Here is a 24,406-nt window from a genome sequence, read left to right as displayed (position 1 = left end):
CTGTTATTCGTTATATTTACGTATAAAAGCCCGATCGATCGCCTGCTTCAGCCGCCAGCACCAATGGCCATGAGCCGTAAGCCATCCATATTGGAGCAGCGCCTCCTGATGACCTGTCGATATAATCGACAAGTAGGTACGCTGTGGACGATATCGTACGAGCGGATCGCCCAGCATGTACCCACATAGGTTGCGCCATAGCACAGGCGCCTGACGGACCGCGTAGACGCCCGCCTTAGGCAGCTCAGGGTGCGATTGCAACGCAATGCAGTCTCCCGCTCCGAATATGTTCGGCGCACTCACCGATTGGAGCTGCTCGTTCACCAATATGTAGCCGCTCGCATCGGTCTCGAGTCCACTCGCCTGAAGGAGCGGCAGCGGGGCAGAGCCAGTCAGCTGCAGCAGGCTGTCATAAGGCAGCCGCTTGCCCGACTGCAGCACCAGCTCGCCATCGTCGATCAACACAGCACGATCGTTGCCGATCAGGTGCAGCCCTCGACGTCGTGCGAGCTCCTCCATTCGCCTTGACGCGTGTTCGCCGTACGCCGCTAGTGGCGATCCTGTATATATCACCGTCACGTCATGTAATGAACCATCCTTGGAATCATTCGAGCTTGCACATCGGCGTCCGGCTTGCACGCTCATGGCTAGCTCCATCCCCGACGCGCCTCCCCCGACAACCACGATCCGCTCCTTCGATTGCAGCAGCTGCTTCAGCGTCGCGACATAATAATTCGGCTTAAGCTGTGGCAGACGGTCAGACGTTCGATCACTGCCACCCACCCTCTTGGCGACCACAGAGCCGATATTGAGCGATAGCACATCATACGGGATGCACTGCCCGCTGTCGGTCATCACCGTCTGCCCCTCCGGATCGATTCGACCTGCAGCAGCGAGGATGAGCCGAACACCAGCCTTCTGGCACATGCGCTCAAGATCGATGCGGATGTCCTCAAGCTCATAGTTCCCTTCGAGGTAGCCCGAGAACATACCCGAATAGTATTGATAACGATCAGGTGTGAGGAGTGTCACTTCCATCGCTGGCAGCAGCTTGCTGTTACCCCGGTCCGCGCGCTTGGGCAGCCCCTGCCGCTTCAATGGCTTTAACTGACTCTCATGCTTCAACTGATTCAACTGCTTCAACTGATTCAATTGCTTCAGCACATGGACATGTGCATGGCCACCTCCGAGCAGCACAAGCTGTATAGGAGGCTCTCCTGCCTTCGAGCTGTCTCTTGGACGGAATGTCCATGACTTCATCGGAACCACCGCAAGTACAGCTTGAGCAGCTGAGGCAGCTTGCCTGCGAACAGCTTCTCCCGCCAATATTGATCTGCCGCTCGCTGTACAGAAGCCGTATGCGTCGGGTACGGATGAATGACATGAGAGATGTCACCGATCTTATGCTTGTGCTGCTTGGCGAAGACGAGCTCCTGCGCCCAGTCGCCCGCTCCCTTGCCGACCGCATGTGCGCCAACTATGTCACCGGAAGCGGTCGTCACCACTTTAACGAGACCGTCCGTGTCACGGTCAGTGACGAACCGGTCCACGTCAGCAAGCGGCACCCGATACACGCGAATCCGGTCCCCGTAGACGTCTCTCGCTTCCCGCTCGGTCAGTCCGAGATGGAACAGCTCTGGGTCGGTGTACGTCACCCACGGTACATTCGCGTAGCTTACTTTCCGCCTCAGGCCGAAGACGGCATTGCTGACGACGACCTTCCCTTCCATTCCCGCCGCATGGGTAAAAGGAAACCGATCCAGCACGTCCCCAGCCGCGTAGATGTGCGGCACACTCGTCTGCAGCGTATCCTTCACCGTAATATAACCATTCGTCGTCTCGACACCGGCCCGCTCGAGTCCTAGACACTCCGTATTCGGCCTGCGGCCTGCCGCGACGAGAATATGATCAACGATCAGCACGTGCTCGGATGCATGCTGCTTGACCGTAACTCGCTTCTTCCCGCCTTCGAGACGCTCCACCTTCATGACGCTTGCTTGAAGCAGCAGACGCAGCTCCTGGTCCAGTGCGGCTCGCACATAGGCCGCGACCTCCTCATCCTCGCGAGGCAATAGCACAGGAGATGAATCAACGATCGTCACCGCTGAGCCGAGCCGAGCGAACGATTGCCCCAGCTCCAGACCGATCGCACCACCGCCGATCACAAGCAAGGAAGCTGGAAGCTGCTTCCACGAGAAAACAGCTTCATTCGTCGCATAATCCGAAGCCGCGAGTCCCTCCACCGGCGGGACGAACGGGCGCGAGCCTGTCGCGATGACGAGGCGCTTGCCTGTCAGCCGCTCGCCCTGCTCGGTCTCCACCTCATGGGCGCTGCGGAACGTGCCGAAGCCCTGATAGACATCGACGCCCATCGCTCGGAAGCGGTCCGCAGCATCGTGCTTCTGAATGTGCGCAATCGCAGCATGCACGCGCTCCATCGCCTGCTGCAGGTCAGGCTCCCCCTGCAGGCTCAGGCCATACATGCCCGCGGCCTTGCGCGCCTCGTGCACCTGTCTGGCTGCCGCTATGAGCGCCTTCGACGGCACACAGCCGTAGTGGAGGCAATCTCCGCCGGGCTGCTGCTCCTTCTCCACCAGCGCTACCTTCGCACCGAGGCTCGCCGCGCCTGCGGCAGCCGTCAATCCAGCCGCGCCGCCCCCGATGACGACAAGATCATATCGATTCAGATTCATGAGGCGTACCCTCCAGCTTTTTTTTGAATCGGAGCGGAATGAGCAGTGCAGCCAGGAACACCACAGCAGCAATGGCGATGTCGGTCCGGCTGCCGCCAGCTAAGCTTGCTCCCAGCCATATATAGGCGAACGTGCCCGGAATAATGCCGACGAACGTGCCGATCAGGAACACGCGGAACTTCAGCGTCGACAGACCGGCGGCATAGCTGATGAGATCGAACGGGAACAGTGGTATAAGCCGCAGCAGCAGCACGTAGAGCAGGCCGTTCCGATCAAGCTGCTTCTGAACGTCGGCGAACTTGCCCTTCCCTTTCATCTGCACGATCCCTGAGCCCGCCTTGCGAGCGACGAAGAATGACACAGCTGCTCCCATCGTAGCACCGACCACCGTTAACACCGTGCCTCCCAACAGCCCGAAGGCAAGTCCCCCTGTTAAGGAGAGAATCGAAGCTGGGAATAGAATAAGCGGGCGAACAGTGTACAGCACAATATAGACGAAGGGTGCAAGCCACCCCCACGCGACGATCCACTCGCGAATGCTGCTCGGGGTCAAGCGCACATACGTATGATTGAACCATAATAGCAAGGTGACAATCGTTGCTACGGCAGCTAGCTTCAATAAGGCATTTCTGTTCAATGACGCCCCTCCTCTGGTGGTAGTAGTGATTCATCGGTCGATAAGCGCGAAGACAGGAGTGACAGGATGAGCTTAGCCGTCTCCATTGTTCTGCGAGAGCAAGACGTCCAGCTTCTCGGGATCGAAGTAGGTGATCGGTTGTCCATCCAGCACCATATACGGTGTAGCGAAGCCTCCCAGTCTCATCATCTGTGCAAAATGCTCCGCATCATGCGTCACGTCGAGCCCCTCGTATGGGACGCCCTTCCGCTCCAAATAGTACAGCAGCTCCCGACAAGCGGGGCAATGCTGCCTCCAGTATACGGTGAGCTTCATCGAGCTTCACCTCGTTTCAAGGTTGGTAGCTCTACTATACCAGCGGCGTATCGGTGAGTTCTGTAAAGTATCTTACATTCATCTTGCAGCGCGAAGTGATCGAACAGATTCGTTATAATTAGTCGCATCGTTGACGACAATAACATCGTCTTCATCCTATACGAAGAAATGAGGCTGATCAAACGTGGAGCAATCGATGCACTATGGCAGCGACTACAAGTCCATCCCCGCGATCTCCGTCCAAGCAGGCGCCGAGCTTGAGGTGTTGCCTGACGTCTATTGCGTAACGCTGCAAATCGTTAATATCGCATTCATCGGTGAAGCGGGCTCCAACGAGTTCGTCCTAGTGGACGCTGGAATGCCAAGCTCCGCCGAAACTATCATGGAGGTAGCCGAAAACCGCTTCGGCGCTGGCAGCAAGCCGAAGGCAATCATACTGACACATGGTCACTTCGACCATGTCGGCTCGACCATTGAGCTCATCCGTCATTGGAACGTGCCGGTCTATGCACACCAGCTGGAGCTGCCGTTCCTTACGGGTCAGATGAATTACCCAGAGCCAGACGCCTCGGTCGAGGGCGGACTGCTCGCGAAGCTGTCGCCTATGTTCCCGAACGAGGCGATCCAGCTTGGTCAACACATACAGGCACTTCCTGCGGACGGCACCGTTCCGCACCTAGCAGGCTGGCGTTGGCTGCATACGCCTGGTCATACACCTGGACATATCTCCCTGTTCCGTGAGCAGGATCGCACGCTTATTGCAGGAGACGCCTTTGTCACGGTGAGGCAGGATTCGCTCTACAAGGTGATTACACAAGAGCAGGAGGTGAACGGGCCTCCACGCTACTTGACCACGGATTGGGCGGCAGCGAAGCAGTCCGTCCTAACCCTTGCAGCGCTCAAGCCGAATGTCGCAGTAACCGGTCATGGCGTGCCGATGCAGGGCGTGGCACTAACTGAAGGTCTTCAGCACCTTGCGGCCCAGTTCGACCAGCTCGCTGTACCAGATTACGGCAAATACGTGACTAGCGGTATGAAGCACTAGCGTTGCCAACCGGTCCTGCTCATCACGAATAGGTAGGGGAAATCCAAATAAACGGCGTGCAAATTGGTGACCAATTTGCACGCCGTTTCGTATATCGATAATCATGTTACGCTATATGCTACTATTATTCCGAATAGATCCGTCCGCCCGCCTCGACGAATTCCTTGGACTTCTCCGTCATCCCTTGCTCAATCGCCTGTTCATCCTCAAGACCATGCTTCGCCGCATAATCTCGGATGTCCTGCGTAATCCGCATGCTGCAGAACTTCGGTCCGCACATCGAGCAGAAGTGCGCCGTCTTCGCACCTTCGGCAGGAAGCGTCTCATCGTGATACTCCATCGCCCGCTCAGGGTCCAGCGACAGGTTGAACTGATCGCGCCAGCGGAATTCGAAGCGCGCCTTCGACAGCGCGTTATCACGCTCCTGCGCACCCTTATGTCCCTTCGCCAGATCAGCCGCATGCGCTGCGATCTTGTAGGCGATAACGCCCTCGCGAACGTCGTTCTTGTTCGGCAAGCCAAGGTGCTCCTTCGGTGTTACGTAGCACAGCATAGCGGTGCCGAACCAGCCGATCATCGCCGCGCCGATCGCCGACGTGATATGGTCGTAGCCTGGTGCGATGTCAGTTGTCAGCGGTCCGAGCGTATAGAACGGCGCCTCTTGACATACCTCCATCTGACGATCGACGTTCTCCTTGATCATGTGCATCGGCACGTGACCTGGACCTTCGATCATGACCTGAACGTCATGCTTCCAAGCGATCTTCGTCAGCTCACCGAGCGTCTCGAGCTCAGCGAATTGCGCCTCATCGTTCGCATCGGCGATAGAGCCTGGACGAAGGCCGTCGCCGAGTGAGAAGGCAACGTCGTACTTCTTCATAATTTCGCAAATTTCTTCGAAATGCGTATACAGGAAGTTCTCCTGATGATGCGCCAGACACCACGCCGCCATAATCGAGCCGCCGCGGGAGACGATACCCGTCACACGCTTCGCGGTCAAGTGAATGTAGCGCAGCAGCACACCCGCATGAATCGTGAAGTAGTCTACGCCCTGCTCCGCCTGCTCGATAAGCGTATCGCGGTACACTTCCCAGGACAGCTCCTCGGCCTTGCCGCCCACCTTCTCGAGCGCCTGATACAATGGCACTGTACCGATCGGCACCGGCGAGTTGCGAACGATCCACTCACGTGTTGTATGAATATGCTTGCCCGTCGACAAGTCCATGATCGTGTCAGCGCCCCAGCGTGTCGCCCAGCGCATCTTCTCCACTTCCTCTTCGATCGACGACGCGACAGCGGAGTTACCGATGTTCGCATTGATCTTCACGAGAAAATTACGTCCGATAATCATCGGCTCGCTCTCCGGATGGTTGATGTTCGATGGAATGATCGCACGGCCGCTGGCCACCTCGCTCCGTACGAACTCCGGCTCGACCTGCTCGCGGATTGCGATATATTCCATCTCCGGCGTAATGATGCCCTTGCGCGCGTAGTGCATCTGCGTCACGTTCGCGCCTTCCTTGGCACGAAGCGGCTTGCGCTGCAGGCCCGGGAATTGCTCTGCACCTTGCACAGCCTCCTCGCGCTTGAAGCCGTTATCCTCAGGCTTCACGGAGCGGCCATCATATGCCTCAACGTCGCCGCGCTCCATGATCCAGCCGATCCGATTGAGCGGCAGACCTTGACGAATGTCCGTCTGTACGTCCGTATCCGTGTACAAGCCGCTGCAATCGTACACGCGCACAGGCTTATTCTCTTCCTCTTGCTCGTTGCGGATGGTTGGGGTTAATTGAATCTCACGCATCGGCACCTGAATGTCTGCACGCGAGCCCTGTACATACACCTTGCGGCTTCCTGGGAATTGGGATAAGTTCGGAGCTGTTTCCTTGTCATTAACGCTTGCCATGTTTATTCCTCCTCGAATGGTGGAAGCAAGCGGAGTTGCCTCGCACAACAGCAAAAAAGACCGCAACCAAAGAAGCGGTCCTTAAGTGTTATACGAAAGGCTTCACGTTTCCTCCGCTGGCATTATCCAGATCAGGTATGACGGTCGATAACAAAACGGTTATCCTCTCAGCCTGGCTCTACCAAGCTCCCGCGTATTCAATTCTTCTTCATCATAATGGGAAAGTAGATATTCGTCAACCCATTTTTTGGTTAGCGTCTTGCTGTCCGTCCAATCGGGCTGCCGTGCTCTCCACATGTCCAGCGAGCCTCTTCTCCAACGTGGCCCTCCAGCTTGCAGACAGCTCGTCAATCGCGAGCAACCGCCGGATCGCCTCCACATCTTGCTTATCCCTGTGCATGACACGATTCACTTCCTCAACTGTGATACGTGCAGCATGTATCGCAGTACGCTCTAGCATATCGCCCTGTGCGACTACCCCTTCCTCCAGCACACGGAAATAATAGCCGGTATAGCCTGTCTCCTGCACCCGCACAGGAAGCTCCTTCCAGCCATGCCGCATCGATAGCTTGTAGCAAGGCTGGCGCGGCTGACTGACCTGGACGATAGCCTCTCCGAGACGGAACGTATCGCCCACATGCACCTCCGTCTCCACCCAGCCGACGACCGTAACGTTTTCTCCGAAGGCACCTGGCTCAAGCTTAAGCTGCAGCCCCTTCTCCCAGAAGTCGTAATGCTCGTACGGATAGACGCACACCGCCTTATCTGCGCCGCCGTGATGGACCAGATCTCCTTGTCCGTCCCCTTCAAAATGAAGCTTGCCCAGCTTAAGAGGCTTCTCAGAGGGCTGCTTGTAAATTCCAGTAAGCACCTCCTGCTTGCCGTATTGCACGTGTACCGGCTGGGCCACATTGAGTGACTTCACATATGCAGTCATCCTACACCTCTCCCCTCGTCTTACTTCATCAGCTTGTTCATCGTCACCAATATTTCGTCGATCACTTCATGGTCGCCCGCCTGAATACGTTCGATCACACAGCTCTTCATATGACTCTCCAGCAGCAGTCGTCCCGCCCCATTCAACGCAGACTGAATCGCTGCAATCTGGTTCAGCACGTCATCACAATACGCATCTCGCTCGATCATGCCGCGAACACCGCGTACTTGCCCTTCAATTCGGTTCAGTCTCGTGATGAGACTGGACTTCAGCTTCTCCGAATGATGGCTCGTGCGAGCCTCGTTCCCTTCACAGCCGCATCCTGCCGATGCTGATGCTTCCCCCACACCACCTTCACGATGAAGCTGCTCTGCTGCGTTCTCATGCTGGTCCATCTGTATGACCTCCCTTATCTATTCCCTTATTATAGCAGAAGCCGTACACATGTAATAAGGCATTCCTCGCCATAATAATAAAAAAAAACCAATGCCCTAGGCATTGGTAGAGGTCGATGCATGCGCCACGCTGGAGCTGACAAGATTCTCGTACAGCTCCACATACTGCTGAGCTGATTTGCGCCAGCTGAAGTCCTTCTTCTTCATATTGGACATCAGGTTCGACCAAGCGTCTGCATCACGATACAGCGTGACGGCACGGTTGATCGTATACAGCATGTCGTGTGCGTTATAGTTGGCGAAGGTGAAGCCTGTCCCTTCTCCAGTCTCCTCGGAATACGGCGTTACCGTATCCTTCAAGCCGCCGGTCTCCCTTACAATCGGGACGCTGCGATAGCGCATCGCGATCAGCTGACCAATGCCGCATGGCTCGAACAGAGAAGGCATCAGGAACAGATCCGAAGAGGCATATACCTGACGAGCCAGCCCTTCGTCGAACTTGATCTGTGCGGACAGCTTGTCCGGGTATGCAGATGCGGCCCAGCGGAACAGCTCCTCGTAGCGGTGCTCGCCCGTACCGACGATAACCCACTGTGCGTCCAGCTCCATCAGATCTGCGATGACACGATCGATGAGCGCAAGTCCCTTTTGATCGACCAGCCGGGTAACGAGCGCGATCAACGGCACGTCCTTGTTGACCGGAAGGCCCAGCTTCTCTTGCAGCTTCGTCTTGTTCTGCTGCTTCTTCAATAGCGAATCTCGGTAGCGTACCTCAAGATGAGGATCGTTCATCGGGTCGTATTCCTCATAGTCGATGCCGTTCACGATACCGGCCAGACGGCCGCCCTGCGAGCGCAACAGCCCATCCATGCTCTCCCCGTAATAGGGGGTCTGAATCTCCTCGGCATACGTCGGACTGACGGTCGTGATGTAGTCGGAATACAGCAGACCGCCCTTCAGGAAGCTCGCTCCTCCATGAATTTCGAGCGCATATCCATGCAGATGCTCGTCCCCGAGAGCGAAGTAATCCTTGAACAGCTCCTTACCGAACACGCCTTGATATTTCAAGTTATGTATTGTGATCAATGTCTTGATATGAGCGTACTCAGGCTGGTAGCTGAAGTGGGCACGGTACAGCACCGGAATCATGCCGGCTTGCCAGTCGTGGCAATGAATGAGGTCTGGAACGAAGTCTATATGCGGCATCGCATCAAGGACAGCCCGACAATAGAACGCGAAGCGCTCGGCATCATCTCCGTACCCGTAGCAGCCGCGACGACGGAAATAAAACTCGTTATCGACGAAGTAAAACGTAATGCCTTCATGCTCGAGCTTGAAAATACCACAGTACAGCGACCTCCAGCCCATCTGTACCGTGAACGTCGCCGCAAGCTCCATTCGCTCGGTGAAGGCAGCCGGTATATCCTCATACTTGGGGAGCATCACGCGGACGTCAATGCCCTGCTTGACCAGCGACTTCGGGAGCGAGCCGATGACGTCGGCTAGTCCCCCTGTCTTAATGAACGGTACAGCCTCTGAGGCGGCAAATAACACTTTCATGGCTTCCTACCACTCCTTTATTATAGGCGAGACGATCCGTAAGGCTGTACGGCATAAGCGTCCTCGACCTCTAGGCTTGAAGTCTTGTTCATGCCAGCCGTTTTCGCCAATGCCGCAGCAACCTATGGAATCATGCGCCGGTATTTAGATGACCTTGGTTTTGGAAGCAATAAACGGTGCCTGATTGTCACCCGTCAGCACGCGGCCGCGGTTGATGAAGACGTCCTTATCCAGAATCGCATTCTCGATAATGACATTCTCCTCAATTTCACAGTTCTGTAGAATAATACTATTCTTCACATAGGCACCCTTGCGAATCTTCACGCCGCGGAACAAGATGCTGTTCTCCACCTTGCCCTCGATGATGCAGCCGTTGGCGATCAGCGAGTTGCGGGCATGTGCATTCTCCATGTATCTCGCCGGCGGCTCATCCTTGACCTTCGTGTAGACGAGGCTGCGCTGGAAGAACAGCTCCCGCCATACCGACGGATTAAGCAGCTGCATGCTGTGCTTGTAGTAGCTCTGAATCGTATTGACGATGCCCGTATACCCTTCGTGCTGGTAGCCGTATACGCTCAGCTTGTCGATATTTTTCATAATGCCGTCACGTACGAGGTGATCGTATCCTTGTGCTAGACAAGATTCGACCATATCAAGCAGCAGATGCTTGCTCATGATATACATTTCCATAGAAATGTTGTCCGTGCGCAGTCGTCCGGAATGGTCCTCCATCAACGTCACTTGACCGTCGTCCTTCACGGCCATTCTGCGGAACTTCGCGTATTCGGCGTCGTCGGCTTTTCTATATACAACCGTGATGTCGGCATTCTTCTCGAGGTGGTAGTCCAGCACGGCATTGAAATCAACATTACATACCATATGAGAGCGGGTAATCAACACATAATCTTCGTTGCCGCGGTAGAAGTAATCCCGATGACTGTAGAATTGGAACAGGTCCCCACGTGCCATGCCAGTTGACTCGTGAAGAATGGCTGGCAGCAGGAACAACCCTCCACGCTTGCGGTCCAGGTCCCACTCCTTGCCGGAGCCGAGATGGTCCATCAGTGAGCGGAACTTATGCTGCGTGAACACAGCGACATTGTTGATGCCGGAGTTCACCATATTCGATAGTGCGAAGTCGATCAAGCGGTATCGGGAGCCGAACGGCACGGATGCTACGCACCGCGAATAGGTCAGTTCCTCCAGCTCGTCCGGCTCGTTCACCAGGTTAATTACGCCCATTAGTCGTTTCATTGGAACGTCACCCTTTCACCGTAATCGTAGTCGTTGCATGAATATGCTCATTGTTGCCGATCAGGATGATGTCCTGTGCCGGATCACGGTCCGGGCTGCCGATGACCGCATTGTCCTCGATCACGGTTCCTTCACCGATAATCGCCTTATGGATCGTCACATTCGTGCCGATCGTGACGTTCGGCATAATGACCGAATCGCTAATGACGCTGCCCTCGCCCACCTGCACGCCGTAGAACAAGACCGAGTGGTCCACCTCGCCGAACACCGCGCAGCCTTCGTTGACCAGCGAACGCTTAATCTGCGCTGTCGGTGCGACGTACTGTCCAGGCTGGAACGGATTCACCGAGTAGATGCGCCAGTCGCGGTCATTGAGATTGAACTCCGGCTCGTCCTCGAGCAGGTCCATATTGGCCTCCCAGAGGCTCTGGATCGTGCCGACGTCCTTCCAGTAGCCCTCGAACGGGTATGCATACATCTTCTGATCCTCACGCAGCATACGCGGAATGAGGTCTTTACCGAAGTCCTTGCTCGAGCTCGGATCTTCCTCGTCCTTGATCAGATAAGACTTCAGCGCTTGCCAGTTGAAAATATAGATGCCCATCGAAGCGAGGTTGCTCTTCGGCTCCTTCGGCTTCTCAGCAAATTCTGTAATGCGGCGCTCCTCATCAATGCTCATCAGTCCGAAGCGGCTCGCTTCCTCCCATTTCACCTCAATGACGGCAATCGTTGCATCCGCATCGTTGCTCTTGTGGAAATCGAGCATCCGGTCATAATCCATCTTGTAGATATGGTCGCCCGAGATAACGAGCACATATTCAGGGTCATATTGATCAATGAACGGCATATTACGGTAAATCGCGTTGGCCGTCCCCTTGTACCAGTCGCCGCCGCTCTGCTCCATATAAGGAGGAAGCACCGTGACACCTCCGTGCTTACGGTCAAGATCCCACGGCGTACCAATGCCGATGTATGAATTTAACACGAGCGGCTGATACTGTGTCAGCACTCCGACTGTATCGATGCCGGAATTCGTGCAGTTGCTTAAGGTAAAATCGATAATGCGGTATTTGCCTCCGAAATGTACGGCCGGCTTCGCGAGCTGCTTGGTCAGCACGCCTAATCTTCTTCCTTCGCCCCCTGCCAGCAGCATGGCGACACATTCTTTTTTACGCATCGGCTTGACCCCTTCCTAGCATAGCAGTTGAATTCGATGGTATAGGCTTGACGATGTGAATCGGCTTGAAGATGACCGTAGCGAGCGGTGGCAGCGACACATGCAGACTGTTGGCATGTCCGTGCCAGCTCACAGGCTCTGTCACGAGTGTGCCAGCGTTCAGCTTGCCGGAGCCGCCGAATTCGCCGGCATCGCTGTTGAACAGCTCGGCATATTCGCCTGCGTAAGGTACGCCGATTCGATAGTGCTCATGGTACACGGGGGTAAAATTGGTCACGATCACGAGCACATCATCCGGCCGCCGCGATCTTCGCAGGAACGAGGTGACGCTCTGCGCCTGATCGTTCGGATCGATCCAGGCGAAGCCGTCCGGTGAGTGGTCGAGCTCCCACAGCGCGGGCTCCCGCAAATAAAGCTGATTCAGCTCGCGGACATACCGGTGCATGCTGCGATGGCTGTCATACGATAGCATCTCCCAATCGAGATCCTCGAGATCCTTCCACTCGTCGAATTGACCGAATTCGCTTCCCATAAAGAGAAGCTTTTTACCCGGATGGGACATTTTATATCCATACAGAGCGCGCAGATTGGCGAACTTCTGCCAATAGTCGCCCGGCATTTTATTCAATAGTGATTTTTTGCCGTGCACCACCTCGTCATGAGACAGTGGCAGCACGTAGTTTTCAGAGAAGGTGTACATGAAGCTGAACGTCAAGAGGTGGTGACTGCCGCAGCGGAAGTACGGATCGATCTCCATGTATTCCAGCATATCGTTCATCCAGCCCATATTCCACTTGTAATTGAAGCCGAGTCCACCCTCGTGCACAGGAGCTGTAACGAGCGGCCAGGCGCTCGAATCCTCTGCCATCATCAGCGCTTGCGGATAATAGTGATATACGGTCCAATTGAGCTTCCTCAGAAACTCGATCGCGTCGGGATTCTCATCACCGCCGTATGCGTTCTTGATCCATTTCTCGCGCGGCTTGCCGAAGTTCAAGTACAACAGACTGGCAACGGCGTCGACGCGCAGTCCGTCAATATGGTACACATCCATCCAGAACAGCGCATTCGAGATGAGGAAGTTAACGACCTCTTTCTTTGAGAAGTCGAAGGTCAATGTTCCCCACTCCGGCTTCTCGGCAATCGCAGGGTCGTTATACTCGAACAGCGGTCTTCCGTCGAACTGCCGCAGCCCATGCTCGTCCTTCACGAAATGTCCGGGCACCCAGTCCATGATGACGCCTAGACCGGCGTTGTGACAGCAGTCTACGAAGTACATAAAATCATGCGGCGTTCCAAATCGGCTCGTCACGGAGTAATAGCCTGTCGCCTGGTAGCCCCAGGATCGGTCATACGGATGCTCAGCAAGCGGGAGCAGCTCAATATGGGTGTAGCCCATTTCCTTCACATAAGGGACGAGATCCGCGGCAAGCTCACGGTAAGTCAAATAGCTGCCGTCCGGCTTCTTCTTCCATGTCCCTAGATGAACCTCGTAAATATTCAAGGGCGATTCATACACGGAGCTCGTCTCTTTACTGCGCTGCCACGCCTGATCCGTCCACTCGTAGCCGCTCAGGTCGTAAACCCGTGAAGCCGTTCCGGGCTTCAGCTCAGACCATACTGCGTAAGGGTCCGCCTTGTACAGGAGCGTTCCTTCGGGTGTCACGATTTCATACTTGTAATACTCGCCTTGACGTACGCTCGGGATGAATACCGACCACACGCCCCATGTGCTGATCTTGTGCATCGGATGACGCGTGCCGTCCCAATCGTTAAAATCTCCGACGACGCGCACCTCACGAGCATGCGGAGCCCATACAGAGAAGCGCACTCCAGCTGTTCCATCGCTGTCGACCGCAGGATGCGCGCCGAGTAGCTCATAGCTGCGATGCAGGTTGCCTTCATGGAATAAATACAAGTCCTCTGGATAAGGGACTAAGCTTTTCACCTGAGGCACCCCCTCGATGTTTTTATTTCCGCCGATACTACAAGAAATACTACATGAATACAGAAAATCCTTTCCTCTTTCACCAAAAAAAAATTAATGATTAATTTTCAGCTTAATTCTGCTCGTTCATCGTCATGTGCAGGAAATCGACGCAGCTTGTCGAACTTAACAGAATCACAACCAGCACTGGAGGTATAAGTACATATGAACGATAAGCTCAAAGGTCTTGTGCTTGGACTATCGCTTGGCGCCATGCTGACAGGAACTGCCGCATTCGCGGGAGGCACTCAAATTGAGGTATATTTTCGTGAGCTGAAATATATGTTCGATGGTGTACAAAAAATTCCAAATGCCGAGCAAGGTGCAGGCTTCATCTACAATGGCACCACGTATGTGCCGCTTCGGTTCGTCAGCGAGTCGATCGGCAAGGACATCAGCTTCGACAACGATACTGGTACGATCTATGTAGGCAAGCGAATCGATAAGGACCTGATCGTAGCTACCTATACAGGCGGTCAAGTCACACTAGGGGATCTGTACGAATATATGCTGATCGTCAGCGGCTATGACCCGTATACGTCACAGTACGAGCTTACTGAGGACGAGCTCCTGTTCGCCTTGAAATCGCTGGTGAGCCATCAGCTGCTGGCCGCGCGCCTCTCCCCTTCCGATGCACCTGCCATCAAGGCCAAGGCAGAGGCTGAGTACATGGACTCCATCGATTACTATGAATTTACGACCGATGGCCAAAAACAAGCGCTCCGCAAGCTGCTGGAACTGAGCGTCCAAGTCGATCATGTGCTCGCAGCTGGAGCTACCGATGACGTCCTGAAGGCAGCCTATGATCAAAAGCTGAAGACCGACGAGTATACCGTCGTCTCTGTAAGACAGCTGGAGATCGGCTATGGCGACCTGTTCGGCATCACGCGTACGAAGGAGGAAGCGATGTCCATCGCAAGCAAGCTGTCCGAGAAGCTAGCGAAGGGCGCTGACTTCGAGAAGCTGATCGAGGAAGAGGAGAACGACGAGAAGTCGATCTATTCCACATTCTTCGAAGAGGTTCCTGTCAATAGCTGGGAGGATGATCGCCGCGCAAGCTCCCTCAAGCTGCCGATCAATGAGATCAGCAAGCCGCTTGACACAACCTACAGCATCGATCTGATGCGCATTGAGCAGCGCCGTACGCTTAGCTTCGATGAGGTGAAGGAATCTCTGCGAGATGATTACATGACCAAAGCTTACGACGATTTCATCAGGAATGAGATGCCATCCCTCGTGCAATATATGGAGCTTCCTAAACCTTAAAGCTGAGCTAACTATATATAATAGTAGGGATTGTTGAGGGAGCCGATAAGGCTCCCTCATTTCGTTCTGATTTCGCCCAATAACAGTATTGGATTCCACCTCTTAATTCATGTACAATAGATTGAATATATTGGAGCAAAGGATGGACGAAATCGTATGTTTGCAACTGAGAATTGGAAAGACTATGAATTGATAGATACTGGAGATGGCGAGAAGCTGGAGCGTTGGGGCTCCATCATACTGCGTCGACCGGATCCGCAAATTATATGGCCGCTTCCGAAGCAGCTCAGCGCCTGGCACAAGGCGGATGCGCATTATCATCGCAGCTCAAGCGGCGGCGGTCAGTGGGAGTATAAGAAGCAAATTCCGGAACGATGGACGATCGGTTATGGCGAGCTGAAATTTCATATTAAGCCGACAAGCTTCAAGCATACAGGGTTATTCCCGGAGCAGGCAGTCAACTGGGATTGGATGATTGAGAAGATTCAAGGCGCTGGTCGCCCGATCCGCGTGCTGAATCTATTCGCATATACGGGTGGTGCGACAGTAGCGTGCGCTTATGCGGGGGCCGAGGTATGCCACGTCGATGCGTCGAAGGGCGTCGTGCAATGGGCGAAGGAGAATGTACAGCTGTCCGGTCTCGGTGAACGTCCGGTACGCTACATCACGGATGATGTATTCAAGTTCGTCCAGCGCGAGCAGCGCCGCGGCAGCAAGTACGATGCGATCATCATGGACCCACCCTCCTATGGTCGCGGCCCGAATGGAGAGACATGGAAGCTCGAGACGAACCTATACCCGTTCGTAGAGACGTGCATGAGCATCATGTCGGACAAGCCATTGTTCATGCTCATCAACTCCTACACAACAGGCATCTCCGCCTCGGTACTGAAAAATGTGCTCGCCCTATCGATGGGCAGCAAGTTCGGCGGCTCGATCTCCTGCGGCGAAATCGGTCTGCCGATTACTGACTCCAAGCTCATGCTGCCATGCGGCATACTTGGCCGCTGGGAGGCGTAGCATGTCGGCTGCGCCATTCGAAACGTTATATGAGGACAACCATGTGATCGTCGTCGTGAAGCCGCCTAACGTGCCTACACAGGAGGACGAATCCCGAGATCCGGACTTGCTCACCATGATTAAGGTAGATCTGAAGCACCGCCATCGCAAGCCCGGCAACGTATATCTGGGTCTTGTGCATCGTCTGGATCGTCCTGTCGGCGGGGTCATGGTGTTCGCCAAGACGTCGAAGGCGGCATCCCGGCTGTCCGAGGCTGTACGCACACGCTCGATCCGCAAGGTATACCGCGCGGTTGTCCACGGACGGCCGTCCAGCCCTGCTGGGACGCTCAGACATCATCTACTGAAGGATGCACGGACGAACACCGTAGCAGTCGTGCCGCCGAATAAGGACGGTGCGAAGGAAGCTGTACTGGACTATCGGTTGCTCGGTAGTCTCGAAGGCATGTCACTAGTCGAGGTGGAGCTGCACACCGGTCGTCCCCACCAGATCCGTGTCCAGCTTGCCACGATCGGCTGTCCGCTCGTCGGCGACCAGCGCTACGGCGCATCGAAGGCGGTGCGAGGGCAGCAGATTGCACTATGGTCAACGTCCCTATCGTTCGAGCATCCCGTCACCAAGGAGACGCTCTCGTTCCGCTCAGCTCCGCCTGTTGCGTACCCTTGGCTGCTCTGGGAGCAATCGAGTCATGATTAGCCGAACACCCCGACCTGCTCTCAGGTCGGGGTGTTTGCTGTCATCATTAGAGTCGTGCAGTCAGTGTTCTAATGGAGCAGGTTGCACCATATACATAAACTTGCGTAATGGTTATGATCGTTGTCGTCAGCTTAGGTGCCAGCGCTCTCAGGATGCTGTTGCGTTATAGGTCATGCATTCGCAACCTTGCCAAGTAAATATACGAGCAGCTGCTGGTTGTGCGAGGAGATGCGGCTTAAATATTGCTGCAAAAACTGCTCCCGAATCTGGAGGCCTCGCTCGCATTCCATACGTCCCTTATCGGTGACGAGCACCCACACGATGCGTCGATCCTTCTCATCGCGTTCACGCATAATAAGCTGCGCCTTCTCCATCCGGTCGAGCAGCGTCGTGATCGCGGCGGGTGTCGTCGCCAGTACGTCAATGAAGTCGGACGGCTTCATTTTGGGCTTTTCCGAAGTCAATAGCAGCTCCAGCACAGTTAGCTGGCCTTCCGTAATGGTCGGTGCAAGTTCTGTCTCCATGTGAGTGCGAAGGTCCTTGGACAGCTTACGCCACAGCTTCGCAAATTCCTGAGTAACCACAGCACAATCACTCCCGATATTCCTTAGTTTTCCTACATTATAACATTCCTTCCTCTCGCAATAAAGGTTAATGGCATGAATATTTTATGACATGAACCGATAAAAACAAGTACCTTTTGACGAGCTTCTACATATATTGCAGCAGGATGCTCGCCTAAAGGTGAAAGCTTGTCATCTGGTGTAGAAGGAGGAATTGAGCATGGAAGCATGGAAAACGAAAATCGGTGAAGCCGCTCTGCAAAAAGGAATTATAAAAGACCCACGCTGGCTCGATCGCTTGGACGATCCGATGCCGACGTGGGCCGTATTGGAGCTCATGCTCGAGCTGTTAGACCGGCTGGAGCCGAGCTATACGAGCTATGATTAATGGTATTTGAGTATATCTACAATCGCATCTGTCTTGGCTAGTGCGAACATAGCCTTGCCGAACGATCTGCGGTCCTCAAGCGGGGCCTTCTCTGTAGAGAACACCGTCTTCTCGCCCGTACTCAAAATAGCGGTCAATTCGAAGGGCTCCTTCACCGCGAAAGCATATTGAAGCGCGGTTCCGTTCGACTTCACACCCTTGCCCTGCTTGAACTCGAACGTGATGACGCCCTTGCCGCCACGCCCTTGCAGAGAGTAATCAGCCATGAGTGAACGCTTGGCATAGCCGTTGTCAGATATAACAACGAGCTCGCCCTCGTAGCCCTCTACGAGCTCCACCGCAACGACCTCGTCGTCCTCCTTGAGCGCAATGCCGCGAACGCCTGCAGCCGCGCGGCCCATTGCGTTCACCTCGTCCTCCTTGAAGCGGATCGCAAGGCCCGTCTTCGTCACGAGCAATACGTCTTGGCCCCCGGTGCTAAGCAGCACCCGAATGACCTCATCGTGCTCGCCGACCTTACACGCCACAAGTGCAGTGGAGCGGTTCGTCGCATAATCCTTCAGCTCCGTTCGCTTCACTTGACCTTTGCGCGTAACGAACAATAACGACTTGCCCGCCTCGTCGAGCTCCTTGACCGGGATGACGTTCACGATTCGATCGTCCTTGGAGATCGGAATGACGTTGACGATCGCCGTACCGTTGTCCTTCCACTTGTACTCCGGAATTTGATGCACAGGCAGCAAGAAGTATTGACCCTTCTGGGTGAAGATGAGCAAGCTCTCCAGCGTATTCACATCGAGCAGCTCGCGAAGGTAGTCGCCTTCCTTCAGCCCCGTGCTCTCGACCTCTCCGCCGGAGCGGATGAACGACAGCTTGCCCGTACGCTTAATATAGCCCTCGTTAGACAGCGTGACGAACACATCCTCTGCAGTCACCATCACCTCGAGATTGACCTTCAGCTCCTCCACCTCGTCCTGTATAGCGGAACGGCGGTCGATGCCGTACTTATCCCGAATCGCGGAAATTTCGTCCTTAATGACAGCCAGCAGCTTCTTCTCGCTGCCCAGAATCGCACGTAGATAAGCGATCGTCTTCTGTACGTCCTTAAGCTCCTTCTCGATCGAGTGAATCTCCAGATTGGTTAGACGGTATAGCTGCAACGTCAAGATCGCGTCTGCTTGACGCTCAGAGAAGCCGAACAGCTTCACGAGATTGTTCTGCGCGTCCTGACGATTCTTCGACGCCTTGATCGCGGCGATGACCTCGTCAAGAATGTTCAATGCCTTAGCGAGTCCCTCGAGCACGTGTGCCCGATCCTCCGCCTTCTCAAGCTCATAGCGGGAGCGGAACGTGACGACTTCCTTCTGGTGCTCGATGTAAGCGCTCAGCATATCGACAAGACCAAGCTGCTTCGGCGTCTTGTTCACGATGGCGACCATATTGAAGTTGTACGTCACCTGAAGATCGGTCTTCTTGAGCAAATAAGCAAGAATGCCTTGCGCATCCGCTTCCTTCTTCAGCTCAACCACGATGCGCAAGCCTTCGCGTCCGCTCTCGTCACGCACCTCGGCGATGCCTTCGATCTTCTTCTCCAGACGAATATTTTCCATAGCTGTCACCAGACGAGACTTGACGACCTGATACGGGATCTGCGTAATGACGATCTGCTGCTTGCCGCCCCGCAGATCCTCGATCGACGTCTTCGCCCGTATGTAGATACGGCCCCGGCCGCTGCGGTACGCCTCGCGGATGCCTTCAGAGCCCATAATAATACCGCCCGTCGGGAAGTCCGGACCCTTCATAATTGTCATAAGATCCTCAAGCGTGCTGTCCGGCTTATCGATCAGCTCGATACACGCGTTAATGACCTCACGCAAATTATGCGTTGGTATTTCCGTTGCGAAGCCGGACGATATGCCGCTGACCCCGTTAACGAGCAGATTCGGATAGCGCGAAGGCAGCACGACCGGCTCCTTCGTCGTATTGTCGAAGTTATCCTTGAATTGGACGGTGCGCTTCTCAATGTCGCGCAGCAGCTCCATCGCGATCTCGGATAGACGCGCCTCGGTGTAACGCATCGCAGCAGCCGGGTCGTCGTCAAGTGAGCCCCAATTGCCGTGTCCGTCGATGAGCACATGGCCCATCTTCCAAGGCTGTGCCATCCGCACCATCCCTTCATAGATCGAGGAATCGCCGTGCGGATGGTAGTTACCCATCACATCACCGACCGTCTTCGCCGACTTGCGATACGTCTTGTCTGGCGTATTGCCCGCGTCGTACATCGCGTACAGAATGCGCCGCTGCACAGGCTTCAGTCCGTCGCGCACATCCGGGATGGCGCGGTCCTGAATAATATATTTGGAATACCGGCCGAAGCGATCACCTACAACTTCCTCCAGGAAGGCCGGTAAAAATTGTTCAAGAGTACTCACCTGCTGACCCCCGTTTATTGTTCATATTCCGTGAAGTCGACGTTCTCGATAATCCAGCGCTTGCGCGGATCGACCTTGTCACCCATCAGCGTCGACACGCGGCGCTCTGCCTTCGCTGCGTCCTCGATCCGAACCTGCAGCAGCGTTCGTGTCGCCGGGTCCATCGTTGTCTCCCACAGCTGGTCCGGGTTCATCTCACCTAGTCCCTTATAGCGCTGAAGCTCCACATTTTTGCCGAGCTCCTTCGTCAGCACATGCAGCTGCTCATCCGTCCATGCATAATGTACGGCGCTGTTTTTACCGGCCTTCTTCGTCACCTTGAACAGCGGCGGCTGCGCGATATATACTTTGCCGGCATCGATCAGCGGCTTCATATACCGATAGAAGAACGTAAGCAGCAGCACTTGAATATGAGCGCCGTCGGTGTCGGCATCAGTCATAATAATAATTTTGGCATAATTGCATTCGGATAAGTCGAACTCCGGACCGACACCTGCGCCGATCGCGGCGATAATGGCCTTATATTCCTCGTTCTTCATAATGTCGAGCAGCTTCGCCTTCTCCGGATTCATCGGCTTGCCCTTAAGCGGCAGTATCGCCTGGAACTTCGAATCGCGGCCCTGCTTCGCCGAGCCACCAGCCGAGTCGCCCTCGACAATGAATAGCTCGTTGCGCGTATAGTCCTTCGACTGCGCAGGCGTCAGCTTGCCGCCCAGGTTCGAGCTCTCGCTCTTCCCCTTCCTGCCGCTGCGCACCTCCTCGCGAGCCTTGCGCGCTGCCTCGCGGGCCTTCGACGACTGTATTGCCTTCTTCATGATCATCTGCGCAACTTGAGGGTTCTCTTCGAGGAACACCGACATCTTGTCAGAGACGACCGCATCAACCGCACTGCGGGCAGAGGCGCTGCCGAGCTGGTCCTTCGTCTGACCGACGAACTCCACCTCGGACATCTTGATGTTGATGACCGCCATCATCCCCTCGCGCAGGTCTTGCCCATCGAGATTTTTCTCCTTCTCCTTGAGCATGCCGGTCTTCCGCGCGTAATCGTTCATCACCCTCGTGTAGGCGGTCTTGAATCCGGTTTCGTGAGTTCCGCCGCCGCGCGTCGGAATCGAGTTGACGAAGGACACGATCGTTTCCGTATAGCCATCGTTATACTGAAGCGCTACCTCGACCTCAATCTCATCCTTCTCCGAGATGAAATGAATGACGTCGTGCAGCACACTCTTCTCCTCATTCAGAAATTGCACAAACTGACTCGCTCCACCCTCATACAGGAACTCATCTGTCTTGCCAGTGCGCAAGTCCGAAATCGTCACCTTCAAGCCCGAGTTCAGGAAAGCAATCTCCTGAAGTCGGTCGGCGAGCGTATCGTAATTGATCGTCGTGCCGCCTTGAAATACGCGCTTATCCGGCTTGAACGTCACGCGCGTGCCGGTCTTGCGGGTGTTGCCGATAACTTCTAGCCCTGTCGACGGCTCGCCGACGTGCTCCTTGCCTGCTTCGTCCACCCAATATTCGAACCGCTGGCGATGAATTTTTCCCTCGCGGTATATTTCCACCTCTAGCCATTCGGACAGAGCGTTCGTCACTGAAGCGCCGACGCCGTGAAGACCGCCGGACTTCTTGTAGCCTCCTCCACCGAACTTGCCCCCTGCATGCAGGATCGTAAAGACGACCTGCGGAGTCGGAATTCCTGTCTTATGCATACCGGTCGGAATGCCCCGGCCGTTATCTTGAACGGTCACTGATTGATCCTTATGGATCGTGACGTCGATCTGATTGCAATGCTTCGCCAGATGCTCGTCGACCGCGTTATCCACGATCTCCCATACCAAGTGATGCAGACCGGACGAGCTCGTGCTGCCGATATACATACCCGGCCGCTTGCGAACTGCTACAAGTCCCTCCAGCACCTGGATGTCGTCTGCGCCGTAATCGGCCGGCGCGGCCGTGCTTTTCTCAAACAAATCCAGTTGTTCCGTCATCGCAACGCAAGCCTCCCTAAACCAACACAATCTCGCAAGCCGGGCTCACTCCATCAAGCACCGCGGGGCGCGGCAGCGAACGAAGGACGTCCATTGCCGGCTCCCTTGCCTGCGCCAAGCCCTCGAACTGAACGTTCCGTTCAACTATGAAGCATTATAACATCTGAACGAATTAGTTCAATACATCTTTTTTCGTAAATACGGTAAAAGAGACAAGAACAGACAACAGCACCCATACGCTCAATACGGAGAGCGAGAATGGTAAATCCATACCCTTAATGGGTGGAGTGCTTCCGGACAAGTAATCGGTCAAGTCGAGATTTACCATAAAAAAATATTTAGCCGTCTCCCAAGACGACACCATATTCGTCAATATCGTTCCCGAAATGAGCACCGCCAGCATAATGCCCATACCGGCCGCAGTCGTGCGAACAAGCACCGAAATCATCAGTGACATGAGCGCCACCGTCACCGCAGCGAACCAGACCAGACCAAGCTCAAGCAGCAAATAAAACCATTGCTCCACGACGCGAACCTTGCTGAAATCGACCTCGGTACCTGTAACGGAGAAGCCGAACAGCCGCGGTGCGCTCCACCCCCCGTAGCCGAAGAAGAGGCCGGAGATCAAGTAGCTCAGCAAGGCTGTTGCGACGACGACAACCGACGCGAACAAGATGAGCGTAATGAGCTTGCTGAGCAAAACCTTCCATCGCGGAACGGGCCTCGTTAGCAGCAGCTTGATCGTGCCGCCCGTATGCTCGCCCGACACAATATCGGCTGCGATGACCATAATCATGAGCGGGATCAAGAGGCCGACCGCATTGCGAACGAACTCTACTGTAAAGGTTACCCCGTTCGGCGAAGCCGGATTCACATCTTTATCCAAGTAGTATTGCGCAACCTTCACCTCGACCTGGATGCGCTGCTTCCATTCGTCCGGCAGACGGGCGCTCGACAGACGTCTCGTATAGTCCGTAATCTTCTGCCGCTGCTCGGCGCGCCAATCGGTCGTACCGAACTGCTTCAGACTGTTCTCTGCAACCTTCATCTGTGCGTAAGCGAACATCGGGATGATCGAAGCGAGGATGAGCAGCACGACGAGCAGCCGCTTCTTCTTCACCATCTTGATGCTCTCATTCATCACGAGCCGGTACATGCTAGCCAATGCGCTTCCCCTCCGTCACCTGCAAAAATAAATCCTCCAGACTCGGCACCCGATTCTCGACGCCGAACAGCTCAACCCCGGCCGCGATAAGGCGGCGGCTCAGCTCAGGGATCAGCTCCGGCGCGAGGCGCGACGCGAGCCTGGCTGGTGCATCCGCAGTCTCGGCGTCCAGCTCTGCGAGGTCGCGCACGTCTGGATGCGCCTCGAGCACCGCTCGCGCTGCGTCCGCTGGACGCACCGTCCAGATGACGGTGCCAGCACGCTCGTCCACGAGCTCGCTGACCTCGCCGACCTGCAGCACCTCGCCGTCGCTAATAATCGCCACGCGATCGCACATCTGCTGAATTTCACTAAGAAGATGGCTCGATACGAACAGGCTCAGTCCCGTATCCGCCAGCCGTCGTATAAATTCACGCAGCTCCTTAATGCCTTGCGGATCGAGTCCGTTCGTGGGCTCGTCCAATATGAGCAGCTTCGGGTCGTTGAGCAGCGCTTGTGCAATGCCAAGACGCTGGCGCATGCCGAGCGAGTACGTCTTCACCTTATCATGAATGCGGGCATCCATGCCGACGATGTCGACGACCTCGTGAATGCGCTGCTCCGTCACGCCGTCCAGCATACGTGCGAAGTGCTCGAGATTTTCCCAGCCGCTCATGTAAGGATACAGCTCTGGATTCTCGACGATGCAGCCGACGTACTGGAGCGCCTTCTCGTGCTGGGTGAACACGTTATAGCCGCAGATACGGACCGTGCCTGCAGTCGGCTTAATAAGACCGACGAGCATGCGAATCGTCGTCGTCTTACCTGAGCCGTTCGGACCGAGGAAGCCGAATATTTCCCCTGCGCGCACGTCGAAGGAAATCCCCTTGATGATGAGCCGCTTACCGATTCGCTTCTGGACGCCCTCGACTGACAGGACGACTGTCGCGTCTCTGCCTTGCTGCTGTGATGACAACATTGTGTAGCCTCCCTCCTGTATAG

At 55.1% G+C, this 24,406-nt stretch carries 21 protein-coding genes and 1 riboswitch; of the genes, 5 read left to right on the top strand and 16 right to left on the bottom strand.

Annotation, left to right across the window (positions count from 1 at the left end; genetic code table 11):
* Window positions 1-3: 3 nt before the first annotated feature.
* The 4 genes from PAE68_RS11425 to PAE68_RS11410 all read right to left on the bottom strand — a co-directional run bounded on the left by PAE68_RS11425 (window position 4) and on the right by PAE68_RS11410 (window position 3,645).
* On the bottom strand, window positions 4-1,260 hold the full coding sequence (locus PAE68_RS11425) for an FAD-dependent oxidoreductase (RefSeq protein WP_281887086.1): 1,257 nt from the start codon (window positions 1,258-1,260) through the stop codon (window positions 4-6).
* Window positions 1,257-2,693: a dihydrolipoyl dehydrogenase family protein gene (locus PAE68_RS11420; RefSeq protein ID WP_309299325.1), complete on the bottom strand. Its 1,437-nt coding sequence runs from the start codon at window positions 2,691-2,693 to the stop codon at window positions 1,257-1,259. The genes PAE68_RS11425 and PAE68_RS11420 overlap by 4 nt, the downstream gene beginning before the upstream one ends.
* Window positions 2,674-3,330 carry a TVP38/TMEM64 family protein gene (locus PAE68_RS11415; RefSeq protein ID WP_281887084.1) on the bottom strand — a complete coding sequence of 219 codons (657 nt, stop codon included), beginning with the start codon at window positions 3,328-3,330 and terminating at the stop codon, window positions 2,674-2,676. The genes PAE68_RS11420 and PAE68_RS11415 overlap by 20 nt, the downstream gene beginning before the upstream one ends.
* 72 nt (window positions 3,331-3,402) lie before the next feature.
* The gene (locus tag PAE68_RS11410; RefSeq protein ID WP_281887082.1) at window positions 3,403-3,645 is read right to left on the bottom strand and encodes a glutaredoxin family protein; all 243 of its coding nucleotides are present in this window, start codon (window positions 3,643-3,645) and stop codon (window positions 3,403-3,405) included.
* 184 nt (window positions 3,646-3,829) lie between these two features.
* Between PAE68_RS11410 and PAE68_RS11405 the strand changes: the two genes are divergently transcribed.
* On the top strand, window positions 3,830-4,690 hold the full coding sequence (locus tag PAE68_RS11405; RefSeq protein ID WP_281887080.1) for an MBL fold metallo-hydrolase: 861 nt from the start codon (window positions 3,830-3,832) through the stop codon (window positions 4,688-4,690).
* A 124-nt stretch (window positions 4,691-4,814) separates the two neighbouring features.
* On the opposite strand, the gene thiC is transcribed toward PAE68_RS11405, so the two are convergent.
* The 7 genes from thiC to glgB all read right to left on the bottom strand — a co-directional run bounded on the left by thiC (window position 4,815) and on the right by glgB (window position 13,867).
* Window positions 4,815-6,596, bottom strand: a complete 1,782-nt coding sequence (gene thiC / locus PAE68_RS11400) for a phosphomethylpyrimidine synthase ThiC (RefSeq protein WP_281887078.1) — start codon at window positions 6,594-6,596, stop codon at window positions 4,815-4,817.
* Between the two features lie 90 nt (window positions 6,597-6,686).
* Window positions 6,687-6,798, bottom strand: a riboswitch (TPP riboswitch).
* A gap of 33 nt (window positions 6,799-6,831) precedes the next feature.
* Window positions 6,832-7,533, bottom strand: a complete 702-nt coding sequence (locus PAE68_RS11395) for an MOSC domain-containing protein (protein ID WP_281887075.1) — start codon at window positions 7,531-7,533, stop codon at window positions 6,832-6,834.
* 20 nt (window positions 7,534-7,553) lie between these two features.
* On the bottom strand, window positions 7,554-7,928 hold the full coding sequence (locus PAE68_RS11390; RefSeq protein ID WP_281887073.1) for a metal-sensitive transcriptional regulator: 375 nt from the start codon (window positions 7,926-7,928) through the stop codon (window positions 7,554-7,556).
* Window positions 7,929-8,024: 96 nt separating this feature from the next.
* Window positions 8,025-9,488 (bottom strand): glycogen synthase GlgA, encoded by a 1,464-nt coding sequence (glgA, locus tag PAE68_RS11385; protein WP_281887071.1) that lies wholly within the window; start codon window positions 9,486-9,488, stop codon window positions 8,025-8,027.
* Between the two features lie 144 nt (window positions 9,489-9,632).
* A complete protein-coding gene (gene glgD / locus PAE68_RS11380) occupies window positions 9,633-10,742 on the bottom strand; it encodes a glucose-1-phosphate adenylyltransferase subunit GlgD (RefSeq protein WP_281887069.1) in 1,110 nt (369 codons plus the stop codon).
* Window positions 10,743-10,749: 7 nt separating this feature from the next.
* Window positions 10,750-11,919 (bottom strand): glucose-1-phosphate adenylyltransferase, encoded by a 1,170-nt coding sequence (locus tag PAE68_RS11375; protein WP_281887066.1) that lies wholly within the window; start codon window positions 11,917-11,919, stop codon window positions 10,750-10,752.
* Window positions 11,912-13,867, bottom strand: a complete 1,956-nt coding sequence (gene glgB / locus PAE68_RS11370; protein ID WP_281887064.1) for a 1,4-alpha-glucan branching protein GlgB — start codon at window positions 13,865-13,867, stop codon at window positions 11,912-11,914. The genes PAE68_RS11375 and glgB overlap by 8 nt, the downstream gene beginning before the upstream one ends.
* 204 nt (window positions 13,868-14,071) lie before the next feature.
* On the opposite strand from glgB, the gene PAE68_RS11365 reads away from it, so the two are divergent.
* From PAE68_RS11365 to PAE68_RS11355, 3 genes are all read left to right on the top strand, one after another.
* Window positions 14,072-15,172 (top strand): stalk domain-containing protein, encoded by a 1,101-nt coding sequence (locus tag PAE68_RS11365; RefSeq protein WP_281887062.1) that lies wholly within the window; start codon window positions 14,072-14,074, stop codon window positions 15,170-15,172.
* 156 nt (window positions 15,173-15,328) lie between these two features.
* Entirely contained in the window at window positions 15,329-16,192 is an 864-nt protein-coding gene (locus tag PAE68_RS11360) for a class I SAM-dependent methyltransferase (protein ID WP_281887060.1), read from the top strand.
* Between the two features lies 1 nt (window position 16,193).
* A complete protein-coding gene (locus tag PAE68_RS11355; RefSeq protein WP_281887057.1) occupies window positions 16,194-16,889 on the top strand; it encodes an RluA family pseudouridine synthase in 696 nt (231 codons plus the stop codon).
* 170 nt (window positions 16,890-17,059) lie between these two features.
* Here the strand turns inward: PAE68_RS11355 and PAE68_RS11350 are convergent, their stop codons facing one another.
* Window positions 17,060-17,473, bottom strand: coding sequence for a MarR family winged helix-turn-helix transcriptional regulator (locus PAE68_RS11350; RefSeq protein WP_281887055.1), 414 nt, complete (start codon window positions 17,471-17,473; stop codon window positions 17,060-17,062).
* 199 nt (window positions 17,474-17,672) lie between these two features.
* Between PAE68_RS11350 and PAE68_RS11345 the strand changes: the two genes are divergently transcribed.
* Complete coding sequence (locus PAE68_RS11345) at window positions 17,673-17,840, top strand: hypothetical protein (RefSeq protein WP_281887053.1); 168 nt, start codon at window positions 17,673-17,675, stop codon at window positions 17,838-17,840.
* On the opposite strand, the gene gyrA is transcribed toward PAE68_RS11345, so the two are convergent.
* The 4 genes from gyrA to PAE68_RS11325 all read right to left on the bottom strand — a co-directional run bounded on the left by gyrA (window position 17,837) and on the right by PAE68_RS11325 (window position 24,383).
* Complete coding sequence (gyrA, locus tag PAE68_RS11340) at window positions 17,837-20,272, bottom strand: DNA gyrase subunit A (RefSeq protein WP_281887050.1); 2,436 nt, start codon at window positions 20,270-20,272, stop codon at window positions 17,837-17,839. The genes PAE68_RS11345 and gyrA overlap by 4 nt on opposite strands.
* Before the next feature lie 14 nt (window positions 20,273-20,286).
* Entirely contained in the window at window positions 20,287-22,260 is a 1,974-nt protein-coding gene (gene parE, locus PAE68_RS11335) for a DNA topoisomerase IV subunit B (RefSeq protein WP_281887048.1), read from the bottom strand.
* A 172-nt stretch (window positions 22,261-22,432) separates the two neighbouring features.
* Window positions 22,433-23,425 carry an ABC transporter permease gene (locus PAE68_RS11330; protein ID WP_281887046.1) on the bottom strand — a complete coding sequence of 331 codons (993 nt, stop codon included), beginning with the start codon at window positions 23,423-23,425 and terminating at the stop codon, window positions 22,433-22,435.
* Entirely contained in the window at window positions 23,418-24,383 is a 966-nt protein-coding gene (locus PAE68_RS11325; protein ID WP_281887044.1) for an ABC transporter ATP-binding protein, read from the bottom strand. Before PAE68_RS11325 ends, PAE68_RS11330 begins: the two co-directional genes overlap by 8 nt.
* Between the last annotated feature and the right edge of the window lie 23 nt (window positions 24,384-24,406).

This window comes from Paenibacillus sp. YYML68 (assembly GCF_027923405.1).
Lineage (GTDB): Bacteria > Bacillota > Bacilli > Paenibacillales > NBRC-103111 > Paenibacillus_G.
The sequence above is the reverse complement of the archived record's forward strand: the minus strand, read 5'-3'. Positions and strand labels throughout refer to the sequence as shown.

Excerpts from the sequence above, each read along its gene's own strand:
- PAE68_RS11355 (WP_281887057.1), top strand. The coding sequence starts at position 16,194 with ATGTCGGCTGCGCCATTCGAAACGTTATATGAGGACAACCATGTGATC.
- PAE68_RS11420 (WP_309299325.1), bottom strand. The coding sequence starts at position 2,693 with ATGAATCTGAATCGATATGATCTTGTCGTCATCGGGGGCGGCGCGGCT.
- glgD (WP_281887069.1), bottom strand. The coding sequence starts at position 10,742 with ATGAAACGACTAATGGGCGTAATTAACCTGGTGAACGAGCCGGACGAG.
- PAE68_RS11395 (WP_281887075.1), bottom strand. The coding sequence starts at position 7,533 with ATGACTGCATATGTGAAGTCACTCAATGTGGCCCAGCCGGTACACGTG.
- parE (WP_281887048.1), bottom strand. The coding sequence starts at position 22,260 with ATGACGGAACAACTGGATTTGTTTGAGAAAAGCACGGCCGCGCCGGCC.
- PAE68_RS11345 (WP_281887053.1), top strand. The coding sequence starts at position 17,673 with ATGGAAGCATGGAAAACGAAAATCGGTGAAGCCGCTCTGCAAAAAGGA.
- PAE68_RS11365 (WP_281887062.1), top strand. The coding sequence starts at position 14,072 with ATGAACGATAAGCTCAAAGGTCTTGTGCTTGGACTATCGCTTGGCGCC.
- glgA (WP_281887071.1), bottom strand. The coding sequence starts at position 9,488 with ATGAAAGTGTTATTTGCCGCCTCAGAGGCTGTACCGTTCATTAAGACA.
- PAE68_RS11390 (WP_281887073.1), bottom strand. The coding sequence starts at position 7,928 with ATGGACCAGCATGAGAACGCAGCAGAGCAGCTTCATCGTGAAGGTGGT.
- PAE68_RS11410 (WP_281887082.1), bottom strand. The coding sequence starts at position 3,645 with ATGAAGCTCACCGTATACTGGAGGCAGCATTGCCCCGCTTGTCGGGAG.
- PAE68_RS11325 (WP_281887044.1), bottom strand. The coding sequence starts at position 24,383 with ATGTTGTCATCACAGCAGCAAGGCAGAGACGCGACAGTCGTCCTGTCA.
- PAE68_RS11375 (WP_281887066.1), bottom strand. The coding sequence starts at position 11,919 with ATGCGTAAAAAAGAATGTGTCGCCATGCTGCTGGCAGGGGGCGAAGGA.
- thiC (WP_281887078.1), bottom strand. The coding sequence starts at position 6,596 with ATGGCAAGCGTTAATGACAAGGAAACAGCTCCGAACTTATCCCAATTC.
- PAE68_RS11425 (WP_281887086.1), bottom strand. The coding sequence starts at position 1,260 with ATGAAGTCATGGACATTCCGTCCAAGAGACAGCTCGAAGGCAGGAGAG.
- PAE68_RS11360 (WP_281887060.1), top strand. The coding sequence starts at position 15,329 with ATGTTTGCAACTGAGAATTGGAAAGACTATGAATTGATAGATACTGGA.